Origin of the sequence: Streptomyces sp. A012304 (assembly GCF_026008495.1) — a bacterium.
GTDB lineage: Bacteria > Actinomycetota > Actinomycetes > Streptomycetales > Streptomycetaceae > Streptomyces.
In genome coordinates this window covers 133463-149729 of sequence record NZ_BQUN01000228.1, presented here as the reverse complement: position 1 = coordinate 149729, position 16267 = coordinate 133463, and the positions used below count along the sequence as shown (strand labels likewise).

Annotated in this window: 15 protein-coding genes; 8 read left to right on the top strand and 7 right to left on the bottom strand. The window is 70.7% G+C overall.

Annotated features, from left to right (window positions below):
- Positions 1-28 precede the first annotated feature (28 nt).
- The 3 genes from ALMP_RS43615 to ALMP_RS43605 all read right to left on the bottom strand — a co-directional run bounded on the left by ALMP_RS43615 (position 29) and on the right by ALMP_RS43605 (position 2022).
- On the bottom strand, positions 29-175 hold the full coding sequence (locus ALMP_RS43615; RefSeq protein ID WP_264937626.1) for a hypothetical protein: 147 nt from the start codon (positions 173-175) through the stop codon (positions 29-31).
- 665 nt (positions 176-840) lie between these two features.
- A complete protein-coding gene (locus ALMP_RS43610) occupies positions 841-1263 on the bottom strand; it encodes a heme-binding protein (RefSeq protein ID WP_264937625.1) in 423 nt (140 codons plus the stop codon).
- 96 nt (positions 1264-1359) lie between these two features.
- Positions 1360-2022 (bottom strand): TetR/AcrR family transcriptional regulator, encoded by a 663-nt coding sequence (locus ALMP_RS43605; RefSeq protein WP_264937624.1) that lies wholly within the window; start codon positions 2020-2022, stop codon positions 1360-1362.
- Positions 2023-2339: 317 nt separating this feature from the next.
- On the opposite strand from ALMP_RS43605, the gene ALMP_RS43600 reads away from it, so the two are divergent.
- The 7 genes from ALMP_RS43600 to ALMP_RS43570 all read left to right on the top strand — a co-directional run bounded on the left by ALMP_RS43600 (position 2340) and on the right by ALMP_RS43570 (position 9385).
- Positions 2340-3635, top strand: a complete 1296-nt coding sequence (locus tag ALMP_RS43600; RefSeq protein WP_264937622.1) for a Rieske 2Fe-2S domain-containing protein — start codon at positions 2340-2342, stop codon at positions 3633-3635.
- A 9-nt stretch (positions 3636-3644) separates the two neighbouring features.
- A complete protein-coding gene (locus tag ALMP_RS43595; RefSeq protein WP_264937621.1) occupies positions 3645-4607 on the top strand; it encodes a PDR/VanB family oxidoreductase in 963 nt (320 codons plus the stop codon).
- Complete coding sequence (locus tag ALMP_RS43590) at positions 4604-5008, top strand: nuclear transport factor 2 family protein (RefSeq protein WP_264937619.1); 405 nt, start codon at positions 4604-4606, stop codon at positions 5006-5008. The genes ALMP_RS43595 and ALMP_RS43590 overlap by 4 nt, the downstream gene beginning before the upstream one ends.
- A gap of 148 nt (positions 5009-5156) precedes the next feature.
- Positions 5157-6647, top strand: coding sequence for an aldehyde dehydrogenase (locus ALMP_RS43585; protein ID WP_264937618.1), 1491 nt, complete (start codon positions 5157-5159; stop codon positions 6645-6647).
- Between the two features lie 124 nt (positions 6648-6771).
- Entirely contained in the window at positions 6772-7368 is a 597-nt protein-coding gene (locus tag ALMP_RS43580; RefSeq protein WP_264937616.1) for a nuclear transport factor 2 family protein, read from the top strand.
- A complete protein-coding gene (locus tag ALMP_RS43575; RefSeq protein WP_264937615.1) occupies positions 7368-8435 on the top strand; it encodes a maleylacetate reductase in 1068 nt (355 codons plus the stop codon). Before ALMP_RS43580 ends, ALMP_RS43575 begins: the two co-directional genes overlap by 1 nt.
- A gap of 11 nt (positions 8436-8446) precedes the next feature.
- Positions 8447-9385: a dioxygenase gene (locus tag ALMP_RS43570; protein WP_264937614.1), complete on the top strand. Its 939-nt coding sequence runs from the start codon at positions 8447-8449 to the stop codon at positions 9383-9385.
- Between the two features lie 661 nt (positions 9386-10046).
- Here ALMP_RS43570 and ALMP_RS43565 read toward each other — a convergent pair.
- The 4 genes from ALMP_RS43565 to ALMP_RS43550 are packed head-to-tail and all read right to left on the bottom strand — an operon-like array spanning position 10047 to position 15163.
- Positions 10047-10862, bottom strand: a complete 816-nt coding sequence (locus ALMP_RS43565) for an ATP-binding cassette domain-containing protein (RefSeq protein ID WP_264937613.1) — start codon at positions 10860-10862, stop codon at positions 10047-10049.
- Positions 10859-12619: a dipeptide/oligopeptide/nickel ABC transporter permease/ATP-binding protein gene (locus ALMP_RS43560; RefSeq protein WP_264937612.1), complete on the bottom strand. Its 1761-nt coding sequence runs from the start codon at positions 12617-12619 to the stop codon at positions 10859-10861. Before ALMP_RS43560 ends, ALMP_RS43565 begins: the two co-directional genes overlap by 4 nt.
- Positions 12616-13560 (bottom strand): ABC transporter permease, encoded by a 945-nt coding sequence (locus tag ALMP_RS43555; protein ID WP_264937611.1) that lies wholly within the window; start codon positions 13558-13560, stop codon positions 12616-12618. The genes ALMP_RS43560 and ALMP_RS43555 overlap by 4 nt, the downstream gene beginning before the upstream one ends.
- A gap of 10 nt (positions 13561-13570) precedes the next feature.
- The gene (locus ALMP_RS43550; RefSeq protein ID WP_264937610.1) at positions 13571-15163 is read right to left on the bottom strand and encodes an ABC transporter substrate-binding protein; all 1593 of its coding nucleotides are present in this window, start codon (positions 15161-15163) and stop codon (positions 13571-13573) included.
- A 425-nt stretch (positions 15164-15588) separates the two neighbouring features.
- Here ALMP_RS43550 and ALMP_RS43545 point away from each other — a divergent pair, with 425 nt between their 5' ends.
- Positions 15589-16206 carry a TetR/AcrR family transcriptional regulator gene (locus ALMP_RS43545; RefSeq protein ID WP_264937609.1) on the top strand — a complete coding sequence of 206 codons (618 nt, stop codon included), beginning with the start codon at positions 15589-15591 and terminating at the stop codon, positions 16204-16206.
- Positions 16207-16267: the final 61 nt, after the last annotated feature.

Genomic DNA, 16267 nt, shown 5'->3' with positions numbered 1-16267 from the left:
GGACGCCTAGCGCGAGCGGACTGACACCTCACGCGGCGTCGAGCGCGTGATCGCCGACACGGAAGGGCTGATCACGGAGCTGCGGGTGCTCGGCCTGGAGAGCCACGGCGCCTGACCGGCCCGGCCCCACGCCCACCGTGACCCTGCCGGCGGCGGTCTCCGTGACCAGTCGCATGCGCGCGCTCGTGCGTGCCCTCCCGAAGGCGTCGCCCACCTGCCACTGACCGGTACCCCCGCACGCGTGGAGCCGGCCGTCGCCCACCGCGCCGACCGCTCCGAGCCGCAGTTGGCACGCACCGTGGGGATCTGCCGGGCGGTGTTCCGGGAGGGCGTCGAGTCCGGGCCGACGGCTCGGCAGCAGACGTTGTTCGTTCAACGGCCACTGCCGTGTCCTCGCAGGCCGAGTCCGTACAGCATGGCCGCTGACGACGTTCCCGGGCCCTGGGCGCACGCGCCCCGGCTCGGAGATCGGCGAAGCCGCCGTACGACAGGGAGGAAGCCATGGCCAGCCCGGAAAGGACTGCCCAGGTCGGGCCCGAGGCCTCGTACTGCCCCTGCCCGCCGTACGGCCCGACCGTCAGGCGTCCGCAGTCCCCGCCGGTTCGTCTGCGCCGGTCCTGAGGGAATGCGCGGAGACTCGGCGTGACTGCGACGCACACGCGGTTCGGCCGCGACCGCCGGTATGGGCACCGTCCTCGTCCTGTCGCCCTGGAGCGACATTCCTGGGCGAGCGGGTCGCGCGACGCGGGGTCCGGCACGCCGACCGGCACCCGGAGATCAGCCGCACCCAGAGGACGCGGCGACGCCCAGGACGGCCACCGTGCCGGTCGGGCGGCAGGCCTACGCGACGATCTTCGCGACCGCATCGCGCGCCTGCTGCGCGATGCGGTCGTCCGTGACGTCGTCCGCCCCGCCCACGCCGATCGCCCCGATGACCTCCCCGTCGGCCGTCACGATCGGCACACCGCCGGCGACCGGCAGAAGGTCGGCATCGACCAGGTGGGGAGGCGCCACCCTCATCTGGGGGGACGCCGCGAAGGCCGCGAACTTGGCGGTCGGAACACCGCTCACGGCCGAGGTGTAGGCCTTGCGTCGCGCGGTCTCCACACCGAGAAGGCCGACGCCGTCGTCGCTGAGGAGGACCTTGGTGACGCCACTGCGGTTGACCACGACGGCGCACACCTGGTGCCCCTCGGCCCTCCCCGCTTCCAGAGCGGCAAGCGCGGCGCCGTGCGCGATCTCGTAGCTGAGCGGCTCTCGCATGGAGCGGTTCCTTCCCTGGTCGACTCCACCGACCGTCTTCCGTGGAGTCCGCTCAGTATGTCGCCAACCGAAGTAAATGTGAAGGGGGGATCACATTCACATTCCTGGGCCCGGAGGTCGCTGCGCCGGCACGCCGAGCAGATACAGACAGGCGACGTCCACCAGCTCGTCCGTCAGCTGACGCCACGTCAGCGACCGGTCGGACTCGAACAGTTCGCCGTAGAGCACACGGTTCTGGCAGGTCCCGTAGATCAAGCGATAGACGACATCCAGGCGCAGCTCCGGCTCCGGCGCGTCGACCATCGGGAGGATCGGCTCCAGGAACCGCCGGAAGACGTGGTCGGCGTCGATGGCGGCCTCGGACCCGACCCGGGCCACCGCGGGATCGGTGGCACCCGCGGCCAGGAAGACGCGCATCAGGCGCTCGTGCGCTTGATAGGTCTCCGTGAGTCCGGCGACCGCCGAGGCGACCAGCGCGGTCGGCTCCGTGCGTTGCGGAGCGAAGCGGCGAAGGATGTCGGCGCGAAAACGGTCGATCATGTCGCGTTGCAGAGCCGCGACCAGACGGTCCTTGTCGCCGAACCGTCGGTAGACACTGCCCACGGAGACACCCGCCCGGGAAGCGACGGCCGCGACCGTGAGCGCTTCGGTGCCGCCCTCTTCGAGAAGGGCGGTGCCCGCCTCCAGGATCCGCCGCCGGGTCAGCCTGCTGCGCGCCTGCCGCGCCGGCGGCAGATCGAGCGACGGCTCGGTGCTCATCACCTCAGCGTATACGCCGCCGGCACGCGCCCCGGCAGCTCACGCACGCGGGCCGTCGGGCCGCGAACCGCGGTGCGTCCGGCCGGAGTCCCACTCGACCAGGCCTCGGGCCGGTCGACCACTTCACCGCCCAGAGCGCCTCTACGGCGCCCCTCCAGAGCGCCCGGACGTGACCCTTGACGCGTCCGGAGCCGTAATGCGAATGTGAATTAACAATCCTATTCGAGGGACGCACATGGCGGTGCCCTCGCAGGTGATCCCCCACAGTCCTGCACGCACCACCGGCTGTGTGCCCGAGCCGCACCGGAGACAGCACCATGACCACCACTTCAGACGTCGACACCGGCACGGCCTACGGCCGCCCGAAGCCCTCTTACAACGCCCGTCTGCGCGAGGTCGGGCCCGGTACGCCCATGGGCGAGGCCCTGCGTCGCTACTGGCACCCGGTCGCCAGCTCGGAGACGCTCGTCGCCGGCGCCCTGCCGCAGAAGACCCGCGTCCTGGGCGAGGACCTGGTCGTGTTCCGCGACGGGCAGGGCAGGCCCGGTGTCGTGATCGAGCGCTGCGCCCACCGCGGCGCCAGCCTGTACTACGGCCGCGTCGAGGACGACGGCATCCGCTGCTGCTACCACGGCTGGAAGTTCGACGTGCAGGGCCACTGCATCGAGCAGGCGTGCGAGCCGGGCCTCGGGCGCAGGCGCGACGCCGCCCGTCAGCCCTGGTACCCCGTCGCGGAGCGCTACGGCCTGGTCTTCGTCTACATGGGCCCGCCCGAGCTCAAACCCGAACTCCCCCGCTACGACGCGCTGGAGGACCCCGCGGAGGACGAGAAGTACTTCGCCAGCTGGCCGGTCCCCCACGCCGCGGTCCTCGGCATGCCGGCGGACTTCAGCTGGCTCAACATCTACGAGAACTCCGCCGACCCCACGCACGTCACCTGGCTGCACTCCACGCACAGCGGTTACCAGATGCTGGGCACCGGCACCTTCGGCTACCCGGAGAACTTCTTCGACCCGGCCACCATCGCCGAACGCCTGACGTACGAGCGCACCGACCACGGCGTGAAGTACACCCAGCGGTTCGAGGTCGAGGGCGAGGACGGCGAGGTCACCGAGTACGGCTTCGCGGTCGAGCAGCACCTTCCCAACGTCTTCGGCCTTCCCGACTACGTGAAGATGGCCCCCGACCAGCGCCCGGACCAGTTGCTGTGGGTCGTCCCCTCCGACGACACCAGCCACCGGCTCTTCTTCTCGATCCGCACGAACGACCCCGAGCGCATGGTCCGCTTCGTCATCGGCATCACGCAGAACGGCAAGCAGAACCACGAGCTGACCGACGAGGAGCGCCACCGGTTCCCCGGTGACACGGAGGCCCAGGGCTCGCAGGGAGCGATCACCCTGGACTCCGAGGAGACCCTGGCCACCGGAGACCGCGGCGTCGTCATGCTGCGTCGGATGCTCCTGGCGATGGCCGACGACGTCGAGTCCGGGCGGGACCCGATCAACATCATCCGTGACGCGTCCGAGGTCCACCGCACCCAGTCCGGCCTGTTCACCATCGGCAAACGCCCGACGGACGACAACGCCGACGCCCCGGCCGCCGCCGGCATCTGAGCGGGAACCATGAGCAACGAGTGGCTCGACACCATCGTGGTCGCCCGACGCGAGGCGACCGCCCGGATCGTGGTGCTCGACCTGGTCAGTCCCGACGGCACCGAACTCCCGGAGTTCGCCGCCGGCGCCCATGTCGACGTACTCGTGGACGACGCCGCCGGGCTGGTCCGCCAGTACTCCCTGTGCGGGCCCCCGCACGACCGCGCCCGCTACCGGCTGGCGGTACTGGCCGAGACGGCGTCGCGCGGCGGCTCGCTGGGCATGCACCGGCTCCGCGAGGGCGACCGGCTGCGGATCTCACGTCCGCGCAACAGGTTCGGAGTCTCGGACCGGGCGCGTCGCCATCTGCTGGTGGCCGGCGGTATCGGTGTCACTCCCCTGTTGGCCATGGCGCACGCGCTGCACGTCACGGGCGCGGAGTACGAGTTCCACTACTGCGCCCGAAGCCGCGCGGACGCGGCGTTCCTCGATGAGCTGGAACGCGACCCCCGCGTCCGGCTCCACTTCGACGACGGACAGGACGACCAGCGATTGAGCGTCGCCGACGACCTCGGCCCGCCCGACCCCGACACGGCGATCTACGTCTGCGGGCCCGGCGGCTTCATGGACTTCGTGATCTCCTCCGCGCGCGGAGCCGGATGGCCTGCCGAAGCGATCCACAAGGAGCGCTTCGCGCCCGTGCGGGACGCCGACGCGCACACGGCCGGCGGGTCCTTCACCGTGCGGCTCGCCAAGTCCGGGGGCGAGTACGAGATCAAGGAGGGCGAGAGCGTCCTCGACGTCCTGCTCGCGGGCGGCGTCGACGCCCCCTACTCCTGTCGGCTGGGAATCTGCGGCGAGTGCATCGTGCGCGTACTCGCCGGAGAGCCGGACCACCGCGACGACATCCTGACCGACCACGAGCGCGCCGACGGCATGTTCACCACGTGCTCATCACGAGCACACTCACCGATTCTGGAGCTGGACCTGTGACCACCACATCCACCGCAACCGCCGAGACCATCCAGGCGATCGAGCAGGCGGAGGCCGCCTGGCTCGTGGCTCTCACCCAGGGCGAGGAAGCGATGAACGCCCTCATGCTCGATGACAGCCGGGCCGTCCACGGCCCGGTCGGGAAGATCGACGCCGGGAAGGACTTCGTCCACTTCACCTGGACCCGCCGCCGCATGGTCTTCGCGAAGGCCGAGGAGCTCAGCATCACGGTGCGGGGCAACACCGCGATCACCACGTGCCTCCAGGAGATGCACATCGTCTTCGACGAGAACCTCCCGCCCTTCCCGGTCCAGGAGGCGGTGACGCGGGTCTGGGAGGAGACCCCGGAGGGCTGGCGCCTGGCGCACTCGCACCAGGCCAAGCGCATGCCCCCGGTCTGAGGCAGGCCCGGAGGGCCGACCGCCCTGAACCCTCATGCGGCTTGTTCGATGAACGGACATGAGGGTTCAGGGCGGGGCGTCGACCGCACAGAGTTCGGCACAGACGGTTCGTGCGGCAATCGCCGCTGTCGTGGAAGTGGGACAACACATGTCAGCTACAGAGATCGAGGCGCCCGCGTCCGGCGCGGTCCGGACCAGTGACCTCCTCATCGCGGGCGAGCACGTCGCGGCCAGGGACGGCCGCTACTTCGAGACGACCGAGGCCCTGACCGGTGAACCGATCGCTCGGGTCGCCGCGGCCTCCGCCGAGGACGTCAACCTCGCGGTGGACGCGGCCGCGGCCGCCCTTCCGGAGTGGTCGGGCCTTCCGCCCGCCGCGCGACGGGCGATTCTGGAGCGTGCGGCCGTCCTGCTCGGCGAGCGCACCGACGAGATCGTCGCCACGATGAGCCGCGAGATGGGCGCCACGCTCCCCTGGTGCGGCTTCAACGTGCACGTCGCGAAGGGCATGTTCGTCGAGGCGGCGGCCCAGGCCTACTCGGCCGTCGGCGAGGTCATCCCGTCGGACGTGCCCGGCCTCACCGCCCTCGGTGTGCGTCAGCCGGTCGGCGTCGTCGTCGGCATCGCCCCCTGGAACGCACCCCTGATCCTCGGCGTACGCGCCATCGTGTGGCCGCTGGTGTGGGGCAACACCGTGGTGCTGAAGTCCTCCGAGCAGACGCCTCTCACCCAGGCCGCCATCGTCCAGGTGCTGCACGACGCCGGGGTGCCCGCCGGAGCGGTCAACCTCATCAGCAACGCGCCCGAGGACGGTCCGGCCGTCGTCGAGGCTCTCGTCGCCCACCCCGCCGTGACGCGCGTGAACTTCACCGGTTCCAGCCGGGTCGGCCGCATCATCGGCGAACTCGGCGGCCGGCACCTGACCCGCGTGGTCCTCGAGCTCGGCGGCAAGGCGCCCTTCCTGGTGCTTCCCGACGCGGATCTGGAGGAGGCCGCCGCCGCGGCCAACTTCGGCGCCTTCATGAACCAGGGCGAGATCTGCATGTCGACCGAGCGCGTCATCGTCGACCGGACGGTTGCCGACGAGCTGTCCACCCGGCTGGCCGAGCGTGCCGCCAAGCTGGTCGTGGGCCCCCCGAGCGACCCCGCCTCACAGATCGGTCCGCTGGTCCACGCCGCGGCCCGCGACCACGTGGTCGAGTTGATCGAGGACGCCCGCGCCAAGGGCGCCCAGGTCCTGACCGGCGGCACGGCCGACGGCCTGTTCGTGCAGCCGACCGTGCTGCGCGGTGTCACGCCGGACATGCGCGTCTACCGCGAGGAGTCCTTCGGCCCGGTGGTCTCGATCATCGAGGTGGATTCCACGGACGAAGCCGTCGCGGTCGCCAACGACACCGAGTACGGGCTCTCCGCCGCGGTCTTCGGCAAGGACGCCGCCGCCGCGCTCGACGTGGCCCGCCGGATCAAGTCCGGCATCTGCCACATCAACGGCGCCACCGTGCACGACGAGCCCCAGATGCCCTTCGGCGGCGTCGGCGCCAGCGGCTGGGGCCGGTTCGGCTCCCGGGCCGCGCTGGAGGAGTTCACCGAGTTGCGCTGGATCACCATCCAGTCGGGATCCCGCCACTACCCCATCTGAGGACGCGAGTGAGGTCGTACGGCGCACGCGACACGGCGTGCGCCGGGCCCGAGGCCCCCGGCCGCAAGTGCCCCGGGGCGGCGGCTCGCACCCCGTAGTACGAGACCAGAGCGGAGATCGAACCATGTCGCAGACCGACACCGACCGCCACGAGATCCGGCAGCTCGTCGAGAACTGGGCGCTGTGGCGCGATGCCGGGGACTGGGGCCGCTTCGCCACGGTCTGGCATCCGCGTGACGGCTGGATGAGCGCCACCTGGTTCCAGGGAAGCGCCGACGACTTCATCAAGGCCAGTCGTGAGGGCTTCGAGAACGGGGTCAGCATCCTGCACTTCCTCGGTGGCCACACCGCGGACATCGTCGGCGACCGGGCCGTCGCCCAGACGAAGATGACCATCAACCAGCGCGCGAGCATCGACGGCGTCGAGGTCGACGTCGTGTGCACCGGCCGCTTCTACGACTTCCTCGCCCGCCACGAGGGACACTGGACCCTTGTACGCCGGCAGCCGATCTACGAGAAGGACCGGCTCGACGTCGTGGACCCCGCTGCCTCACTCAGGTTGGACCCCGAGCTGCTGAACCGGTTCCCGACCGGCTACCGACACCTGGCCTACCTGCAGACCAAAGCGGGTTTCACGGTGAAGCAGGGACTTCCCGGCCTCACCGGCACAGCGGTCGAGCAGCTCTACGGCGAAGGCAAGCAATGGCTGACGGAGGCCTGATGAAGTTCACCCACGAGACCCTTCCCCAGCGCGTGGTGTTCGCGGCCGGGGAGTCGCCCGCCGCCGTGGCGGCGGAGGTCGAGGCACTCGGCCGTTCCAAGGTCATGCTGATCGCGTCGGACCGCGAGAGGGAGCTGGCCGACCCCATCGCCAAGGAGCTCCCCGTTGTGCTGCGTCACGAGGAGGTCGTGATGCACGTGCCGGTCGAGGTCGCGCGACGAGCCCGCCGGGCGGCGGTCGACGCGGGCGCGGACATCCTGGTCAGCGTCGGCGGCGGCTCGACCACGGGGCTGGCCAAGGCGGTGGCGTTGACCACCGGGCTGCCGATCGTCGCGGTCCCCACCACGTACGCCGGCTCGGAGGCGACCAACGTGTGGGGCCTGACCGAGGGCGAGACCAAGACCACCGGTGTGGACGACAAGGTGCTGCCCGCGTCGGTCGTCTACGACGCCGGTCTGCTGACCACGCTGCCCGGCGGGATGACCGTGGCCAGCGGCCTGAACGCGATGGCGCACTGCGTGGACTCGATGTGGGGGCCACGTGCCGACCCGATCGACCGGGCGCTGGCGCAGGAGGGCATCCGCGCACTGGCGACCGGCCTGCCTGCGGTGGCCGAGGACTCGACCGGCGTCGAGGGCATCGAGCAGACGCTGTACGGCGCCTACCTCGCCGCTGTCTCGTTCGCCTCGGCCGGCTCCGGGATGCACCACAAGATCTGCCACGTCCTCGGCGGCATGTTCAACCTCCCGCACGCACAGACCCACGCGGTCGTGCTGCCCTACGTGCTGGCCTTCAACGCCCCGCACGCCCCCGAGGCGGAGGCGCGGATCGCCCAGGCCTTCGGCACGGTCTTCCGCACCCGGTCGGCGAGCGCCGGCCTGGCCGCCCTGCGCCAGGCGCTGGACGCGCCGAGGGCGCTGCGCGACTACGGCATGCCCGAGGACGGCATCGCCAAAGCGCTGGGGCCGATCATCAAGGCGATACCGGCCAACAACCCCACCCCCGTCACCTACGCGAACCTGACCGGGCTGCTGCAGGCGGCGTGGGCCGGCGACCCGATCAGCTGAAGGAGGCCGTCATGGCTACCTACGTCAACCCCGGCTCGGCCCAGGCCGGTGCCCAAGGCGCCATCCACCGCGAGGTGTCGCCCGAACAGCAGGCGGTCGAGCAGCGGCTCGTCGACACCGTCGTGGCCTCCTTCGACGCCTGCCAGGACCCGCGGCTGCGGGAACTCATGGTCTCCCTGGTCAAGCACCTGCACTCCTTCATCCGCGAGGTCCGGCTGACCGAGGAGGAATGGGGGACGGCGATCGACTTCCTCACCAAGGCCGGCCACATCACCGACGAGGTCCGGCAGGAGTTCATCCTGCTGTCCGACACCCTCGGCGCGAGCATGCAGACCATCAACGTCAACAACCAGGCCTACAAGGGCGCCACCGAGGCCACCGTCTTCGGGCCGTTCTTCGTCGAGGACTCCCCGGCGATCGAACTCGGCGACGACCTGGCCTTCGGTGCCCCCGGCGAGCCCTGCTGGGTCGAGGGCACCGTCACCGACACCGACGGCACCCCGCTCGCCGGCGCGCGGATCGAGGTCTGGGAGGCCGACGAGGACGGGCTGTACGACGTGCAGTACGAGGCCGGCAGGCGCGCCGGCCGGGCGCACCTCTTCTCCGCGGCCGACGGCGGCTACCGCTTCTGGGGCCTCACCCCGACGCCGTACCCCATCCCGAACGACGGGCCCGTCGGCAAGATGCTCGACGCGGTCGGCCGCTCACCGCTGCGCGCCAGTCATCTGCACTTCATGGTGTCCCACGAAGGGGCGCGCACGCTGGTGACCCATATCTTCCCCGAGGGCGACCCCATCGGCCGCAAGGACACCGTCTTCGGCGTGAAGGACTCCCTGATCAAGCGCTTCGAGCGGCAGCCCGTCGGCACGCCGACGCCCGACGGCCGCGTCATCGACAGCACCTGGAGCCGGGTGCGCTTCGACATCGTCCTCGCCCCCAAGGGCGTGTGACCTGCCTGCCGTGTCGACCGGGCAGACAGGCAGGTCGTCATCACCCGCCGGGACGGCCGCAGGCACGCCGGCTCGCGGCACGCCCACGCGCTATCGGCGCTTGCTCCGCCGGGGGTGAGCAGGCCGTCCACCACCAGTGCGGCCAGGGCCTCCGCCCTGGCCAGGCGCTCCGCCGGCGACAGGTGCTCGGCGCGGTGGATTCGGCTGATGCTCGATCACCCACCTGTGACGCGGAGGAAGAGGTCGGCCCGTGTCGCGGGCACCGGTGCGCCGGAGGTGATGCCCGCTTCGCCGAACGAGTCGACGGCCACCCAGTACTCCGCTCCCGCGTTGAGTACCCGAGGCAGCGGGGCCGCGACCGGAACAGGCGACCGGTCGCGGCCCCGCGCCGTTGTACCCGATGGCCTCGGGCGCGGCGTCCCACTCGACCCTGGCGGTGCGCTCGTCCACGCGGACGGCTCGGGCACGGACCGGGGGCGGCACCGGCACCCTTCCCGAAGACCCGTACGCCGCTGACGGCGAAGACGCCGTCGAACGGCAGGCGGCCACGGTCACCCGGACGTAGCGGGTCCGCTGCAGAACGTGCGTTCCGCCGGCGTCGGCTGGTCTTCGTTCAAGGAGTTCTGCGCCGTTCGGTGCTGATCAGTCCTGGGCGAGCGGGTCACAGGTGTTGCCGCGTCGCGCGTCGCCGACGTTGTTCGGCCGGGTCCGCGACCGGCGCGGCCAGCAGCAGCCGTTGGGTGTAGGGGTGTTCGGGGGTGGTGGTGACTTCGCCGGCCGGTCCGGTCTCGACGATGTCTCCCCGGTGGATGACGCTCACGCGGTGGCTGATGTGCCGGACGACCGCGAGGTCGTGGGAGATGAACAGGTAGGCGACGCCGGTGCGCCGCTGGATGTCGATGAGCAGATCGAGGACGCGGGCCTGGGTGGTGAGGTCGAGCGCGGAGACCGGTTCGTCGCAGACGATGAGCCGAGGGGCGGGCGCGAGGGCGCGGGCGATCGCGACGCGCTGGCGCTGGCCGCCGCTGAACTCCCGCGGCAGGCGTTGCGAGGCGTCCTTGGGCAGTCCCACCTGGTCGAGCAGCTCCGCCACCCGGTGCCGGGCCTCCCCCGCCGCGACGCCCTGCACGACCAGCGGTTCGCTGAGGATGTCGCCGATGGTGAGGGACGGGTTGAGGGAGGAGTACGGGTCCTGGAAGATCACCTGGATGTCCCGGGCCAGGGCGCGGCGCTCCTTGCGTCCCGCACGGGTGATGTCGTGGTCCTGGAAGCGGACGGTGCCGCCGCTGGGCGCGACCAGGCCGAGCACACAGCGGCCGATGGTCGTCTTGCCGGAGCCCGACTCGCCGACGACGCCCAGGGTCTCGCCCTGTCCCAGGGCGAGCGACACGCCGTGCAGGACCTCGTGGGGACGGGCTCGGAACCCCCGTCCGGGGTAGGTGACGCGCAGGTCGCTCACCTCCAGCAGCGTGGTCATCGGGTCTCCGTTTCGAGTACGTCCGCGGGGGTGGCCGGCGGGTCCGCGCGCAGGGTGGTCTCGTCGAGGATCGAGTCCAGGAGGCTGCGCGTGTACGGGTGCTTCGGCGCGGCGAACAGCTCTTCCGTCGCGCCGGTCTCGACGACCGTGCCCTCCCGCATGACGGCCACGCGGCCGCAACTGTCGGCGACCACGCCGAAGTTGTGGGTCACGAGCAGCACGGCCATGTTCAGGTCCTTCTGGAGGTCGCGCAGCAGGTCGAGGATCTCGGCCTGGACGGTGACGTCGAGGGCGGTGGTCGGTTCGTCGGCGATGAGCAGCAGGGGCTCGCCGGCGACCGCGCCGGCGATGAGGACGCGCTGTGCCATGCCGCCGGAGATCTGGTGCGGGTAGGAGCGGAAGGTGCGTTCGGGGTCGGGGATGCCGACCCTGGCGAGGAGCGCCAGGACCCGGTCGCGGGCCTCGCTCCTGGACAGGGACGTCGCCGCGCGCAGGCCCTCGACGAGCTGGGCGCCCACCGTGCAGGACGGGTCCAGGTTGGACATGGGTTCCTGGGGGACGTAGGCGATGGACGTCCCTCGTACCGCCCGCAGTTCGCGTTCGCTCAGGCCGAGCAGCTCGCGGCCGTCGAGCCGGATCGAGCCGCGCGTGACGACCGCCTCGGCGGGCAGCACGCCGAGTGCGGCGAACGCGGTCTGGGTCTTGCCGCTGCCGGACTCGCCGACCAGGCCGAGGGTCTCCCCCGCCGACACGCTCAGGGTGACGCCGCTGACCACCTCCTTCAGCTCACCGGTCGGGGTCGGGTAGGCGATCGCCAGGTCCTCGACGGTGAGCAGTGCGGTGACGGCGGCTTCCTCCACGGGCGGCGGCCGGTACCCGGTGGCGGTCACGATCCGGACCGGCTGGGGGCGCCCGCCCTCCAGGGCGTCCCGCAGCGCGTTTCCCAGGAGTACGAGAGAAGCGGTGATGACGCCGAGCACGAGGCTCGGCCACAGGAACTGAAGCGGCTCCTCGTACAGGTTGGTGAAGCCCTCGGAGATCATCGCGCCGAAGCTGGGCACGGTGTTCGAGCCCACGCCCAGGAAGGCCAGGCCCGACTGGACGGCGATGGCGGACCCGGCGAGGAACGCGGTGGCGATGATCACCGGGCCGCGCACCACGGTGAACACGTGCCGGCGCAGGATGCGCCGGTCGGGGAGGCCGGAGACCCGGGCGGCGTCGACGTAGAGCTCGTTCTTCACGCCGAGGACGAGATTGCGTACGAGGCGGTAGATGCCGGGTGAGAGCAGGACGCCGAAGACGACCATGGTGGCCCGGTAGTCGCCCTTGGTGACCGGCATCAGGATGATGAGCAGGAGCAGCCCGGGGAACGTCATGATCAGGCTGAAGAGCCATTCGGTGACGTCACGCACCCGCCGCCCGAAGTAACCGCCGACGAGCCCGGACGTGACCCCGATCGCGAGGGCGATGCTCGCGCCGATGAGCGCGGCGACCACGCTGGTGTTGATGGAGTACAGGAGCCTGGCGTAGATGTCGCGGCCGCTCTTGTCCCCGCCGAGCAGGTAGCCGTGGTCGCCGATGCCGGCGTTGACGGCGTCCAGGTTCGCCTGGTCGGCACTGTGGTCGGTGAGGACGGGCGCGAGGAGCCCGAGCAGGACGATGACGGTCAGCAGGCCCGCGCTGACGACGGCCTGCGGGTCGGTGATCAGGCGCCGCAGGGCCGGCCTGCGGCGCGCATCCGTGGTCGCTGTGGTCAACGGACCGTCCTCGCCTTCGGGTTGAGCCAGCCGCCCAGCAGGTCGACTACGAGGTTGACGGCCACGACGAGCAGCACGCCGAAGAGGCTGATGCCCATGATGATCGGCACGTCGCCCTGCAGTGAGGCGTTGAACGCGTACTGGCCGAAGCCGGGCAGCGCGAAGATCTGCTCGATGATCAGGGCCCCGCCGAGCATCTGGATGAACTCCAGGGACAGCACCGTGAGGGCCGGTCCGGCGGCGTTGCGCAGGGCGTGGCGCAGCACGATGGAGCGGGTGGGGATGCCCCGGGTGCGCAGGGTGCGGACGTAGTCCTTGCGCAGTTCGCCGATCATGGCCCCGCGGATCTGCGAGGTCAGGCTGGCGACCCCGCCCATCATCAGGGCGACCACGGGGATGGCTATGGAGCTCGCCCAGCGGCTGGGGCTCTCGCCGAAGTCCGTGTATCCGGTGGCCGGGAACACGTGCAGCTTGATGGCGAACACGTAGACCAGCGCGATCGCGACGAGCAGGCTCGGTACGAGGTAGCCGATCATCGCGGCGCCCTGCGCGAACCGGTCGACCATTCCGCCGCGGGAGGCGGCGGCCACCCCGAGGGCGACGCTGATGACCGAGGTGGCGATCAGCGCGACCACGACGATCGACAGGGTGACGCCGAGCCGGGCGGTGATGGCGGAGCGGACCGGCTCGCTGGTGAAGTAGGAGGCGCCGAGGTCGCCGCGGACGGCGTGCGCGAGCCAGTCGGCGTACTGGACCGCGACCGGACGGTCGAGGCCCATCTGTGCCTTCTGGGCCGCGATCTGCTGCGGGGTGGCGCCGTTGCCGAGGACGCTGCCGGCCACGTCGTCGAAGGACGTGCTGAGCAGCAGGAACGTGATCACGGTCACCAGGACCGCGAGCACGAGGCCCGCGGTCAGGCGACGCAGCACATAGAGCGTCATGAGTGGCGGCTCACCCTCCGGACCGCGACGAGCCGGCCACGCCGAACTGGCGGATGGTGGCCATCGTGGAGGAGCCGTCGCCGAGGTAGGTGATGCCCTTCTTGGTGGCCCAGTCGGTGCCGAGGTAGAAGACGGGTGCCAGCCAGGCGTTCTCGACGCCGAACTCGTTGATCTCCCGGTAGATTCCGGCGGCCTTGGCCGGGTCGAGTTCCTTGGACGCCTGGTCGAGGAGCCCGGTCAGCTTCGGGTCGGTGGAGCGGAAGACGTTGCGGAAGCCGGTCGGGGTGTAGAAGCTGCGGGTCATGATCGCGTCGGAGGCGAGACCCTCCACCAGGAGGAACATCGGGTACTTGCCCGACGCGACGGCGGAGGTGGTCTGCTGGGCGGGCACCGGCTCCCAGGTCACCTTGACGCCGATGTCGGCGAGCGCCTGGGTGAAGAGCGGCTCGAAGCTCTTGGTGAAGACGAGGCTCGGCATGGTGACCGAGAAGCCGTTCGGGTATCCGGCCTCGGCGAGCAGCTTCTTGGCCCCGGCGACGTCATAGGGGTACGCCTTGTTGAGCGCCTCGTCGTAGGCCCCGCCCTTGGGGTTGAACACCTGGTCGGTGGCCTTGCCGGAGCCGCGCAGCACCTGGGTGACCATCTTCTGCCGGTCGAAGGCCATGTTGATGGCCTTGCGCACGCGCAGGTCGCCGAGTGGCTTCAGCTTGCTGCCCGCGCGGTCGCCGAGGACGAGGAAGGCGCCGGCGGTCGCCTGCACGTGGGTGATGTCGAAGCCGGCCGCCCTGATCGCGGAGATCTGGGAGACGTCGACGGTGCCGGCGTTGGTCTCGCCCGCCTTGAGGGCGTTGGCCGACGCGGTCGGGTCGGTGATCACACGGATCTTGACCGTCTTGAACGGGTACGCCTTCTTGTTCCAGTAGTCGTCGCGCCGGTTGAGGACGTACACCGAGCCGTTGACCGTGGCCTTGGTGTCGAGGGTGTACGGGCCCGAGCCGACCGGGTTGAGGGTGGTGCGCTTGTCGGCCATCGTCTTCGGGTCGCCGATCACGCCGGGCGCCGTCGACAGCGCGCCGAGCAGTGAGGCCTCGGGCCGGGAGAGCTTGATGACGACCGTCGAGGAGTCGGGTGCCTCGACCGAGGAGACGGCGGCCAGCGACAGCTGGCTCTGGCCCGGCGTCGAGCGGATCCGCTCCAGGGTGGCCTTCACCGCGTTGGCGTCCACCGGATCGCCCGAGCTGAACTTCATGCCCTGGCGGAGCTTCAGAGTGAGCGTGCGACCGTCCTTGGAGTACGCCCAGCTCTGCGCCGCACCGGGGTGGAGTTCGCCCTTGTTGTCCTGGAGGAGCAGCGTGTCGAAGATCGAGTCCCAGACGTAGGTCTGCTGGCCCTCGATGAGCTGGGCGGGGTCGAACGAGTTGGGCGTACCGAGGATGGACAGCGCGAGGGTCGCGTCGGTGCCGGAGTTCGACGTGGCGGCCGGGGTGCTGTCGCACGCCGCCGTGGCCGTCGCCAGCAGCGCCACGGCCACGGCGGCCGCCAGGGCCTGCGAGCGCTGTCGCGGGCGTGGCCTGGGCCGGGAATGCGAGAAGCGGATGCGCATGGGCGGATTCCTTCGTCCTGGAACCTGAAGAGCCGAGGCCTTCGTCAGTGCGTCGGTGTATGGGCGCGGGCATGCACGGGTGCACGAGTGGGCCGATGCACGCGTGGGGAGTGCGGCGGAGCCCCGTGAGGCCGGCATGCGGGTGGTGGACAGGGACGGTGCGGCGGTCGCGGATCCGCCGGTGGGCCCCGCCACGCGAACAGTTACCACGTGGTCGATTTTCATTCGGAAGGTAAGCCCCGGCGGAAGGCGCGGGAAGACGGGGGACCCCGTTCGTAACCAGAGCGTTACCTGGCGCGAATTGGCCGCGCTCCACCCCTTGCGCTCGCGGCACCCGCCGTCCAGACTCCGAGCAGACCGTGAAATTCTAAGGTTTGGAAGGTTTTTGACGCCGTGAGGCGGGATTCGGGAAGAGGAAGCGCACTGTGACCCAGGCCAAGGCCCGCGGCCCGTACACCAAGACCCCGGCCAGACGGGCCGAGATCGTCCGGGCGGCTCGCGAGAGCTTCGCGGAACACGGATTCACGAAGGCCTCGCTGCGGGACATCGCCGAGCGGGCCGGCATCACCCACGCCGGGCTGCTGCACCACTTCCGCAACAAAGACGACCTGCTGGCCGCCGTACTCGCCGAACGCGACACCGAGGAGCGGCAGTACGCCGAGTCACAGGTGCCGGACATGGACCATCTCATGCCGTACCTCGGTGACCTGCTGCGCCACCACCAGAAGGCCCCCGAGCTGATGCGCCTGTGGATCGAGCTCGCAGCCGCCGCCTCACGCCCGGAGCACCCCGCGCACGGCTACTTCGCGCACCGTTACGCCTGGGGACGCGATCAGTTCGCCCAGGGCATGCGCGGGAAGGCCGACCGCGGAGAACTCCACGCGGCGCTCGCCCCCGAACACGCGGCCGCCCTGCTCCAGGCCGTGCTCAACGGGCTGCAGTTGCAGTGGCTGCTCGACCAGGAACTCGACATCGTCGGCCCGATCGAGGCCTTCATGCGCATGACGTTTCCACAGCCGGCGGAACCAGGCGACGAGGAATGACCTGGGCGCCCTCGCCGTGCGGCGGTACGGCGTGATCGAGGCTCTGGAGGCCGCCCCCCGG

Coding starts and splice junctions, on each gene's coding strand:
- ALMP_RS43615 (WP_264937626.1), bottom strand. CDS start 175: ATGCGACTGGTCACGGAGACCGCCGCCGGCAGGGTCACGGTGGGCGTG.
- ALMP_RS43610 (WP_264937625.1), bottom strand. CDS start 1,263: ATGCGAGAGCCGCTCAGCTACGAGATCGCGCACGGCGCCGCGCTTGCC.
- ALMP_RS43605 (WP_264937624.1), bottom strand. CDS start 2,022: ATGAGCACCGAGCCGTCGCTCGATCTGCCGCCGGCGCGGCAGGCGCGC.
- ALMP_RS43600 (WP_264937622.1), top strand. CDS start 2,340: ATGACCACCACTTCAGACGTCGACACCGGCACGGCCTACGGCCGCCCG.
- ALMP_RS43595 (WP_264937621.1), top strand. CDS start 3,645: ATGAGCAACGAGTGGCTCGACACCATCGTGGTCGCCCGACGCGAGGCG.
- ALMP_RS43585 (WP_264937618.1), top strand. CDS start 5,157: ATGTCAGCTACAGAGATCGAGGCGCCCGCGTCCGGCGCGGTCCGGACC.
- ALMP_RS43580 (WP_264937616.1), top strand. CDS start 6,772: ATGTCGCAGACCGACACCGACCGCCACGAGATCCGGCAGCTCGTCGAG.
- ALMP_RS43575 (WP_264937615.1), top strand. CDS start 7,368: ATGAAGTTCACCCACGAGACCCTTCCCCAGCGCGTGGTGTTCGCGGCC.
- ALMP_RS43570 (WP_264937614.1), top strand. CDS start 8,447: ATGGCTACCTACGTCAACCCCGGCTCGGCCCAGGCCGGTGCCCAAGGC.
- ALMP_RS43565 (WP_264937613.1), bottom strand. CDS start 10,862: ATGACCACGCTGCTGGAGGTGAGCGACCTGCGCGTCACCTACCCCGGA.
- ALMP_RS43555 (WP_264937611.1), bottom strand. CDS start 13,560: ATGACGCTCTATGTGCTGCGTCGCCTGACCGCGGGCCTCGTGCTCGCG.
- ALMP_RS43550 (WP_264937610.1), bottom strand. CDS start 15,163: ATGCGCATCCGCTTCTCGCATTCCCGGCCCAGGCCACGCCCGCGACAG.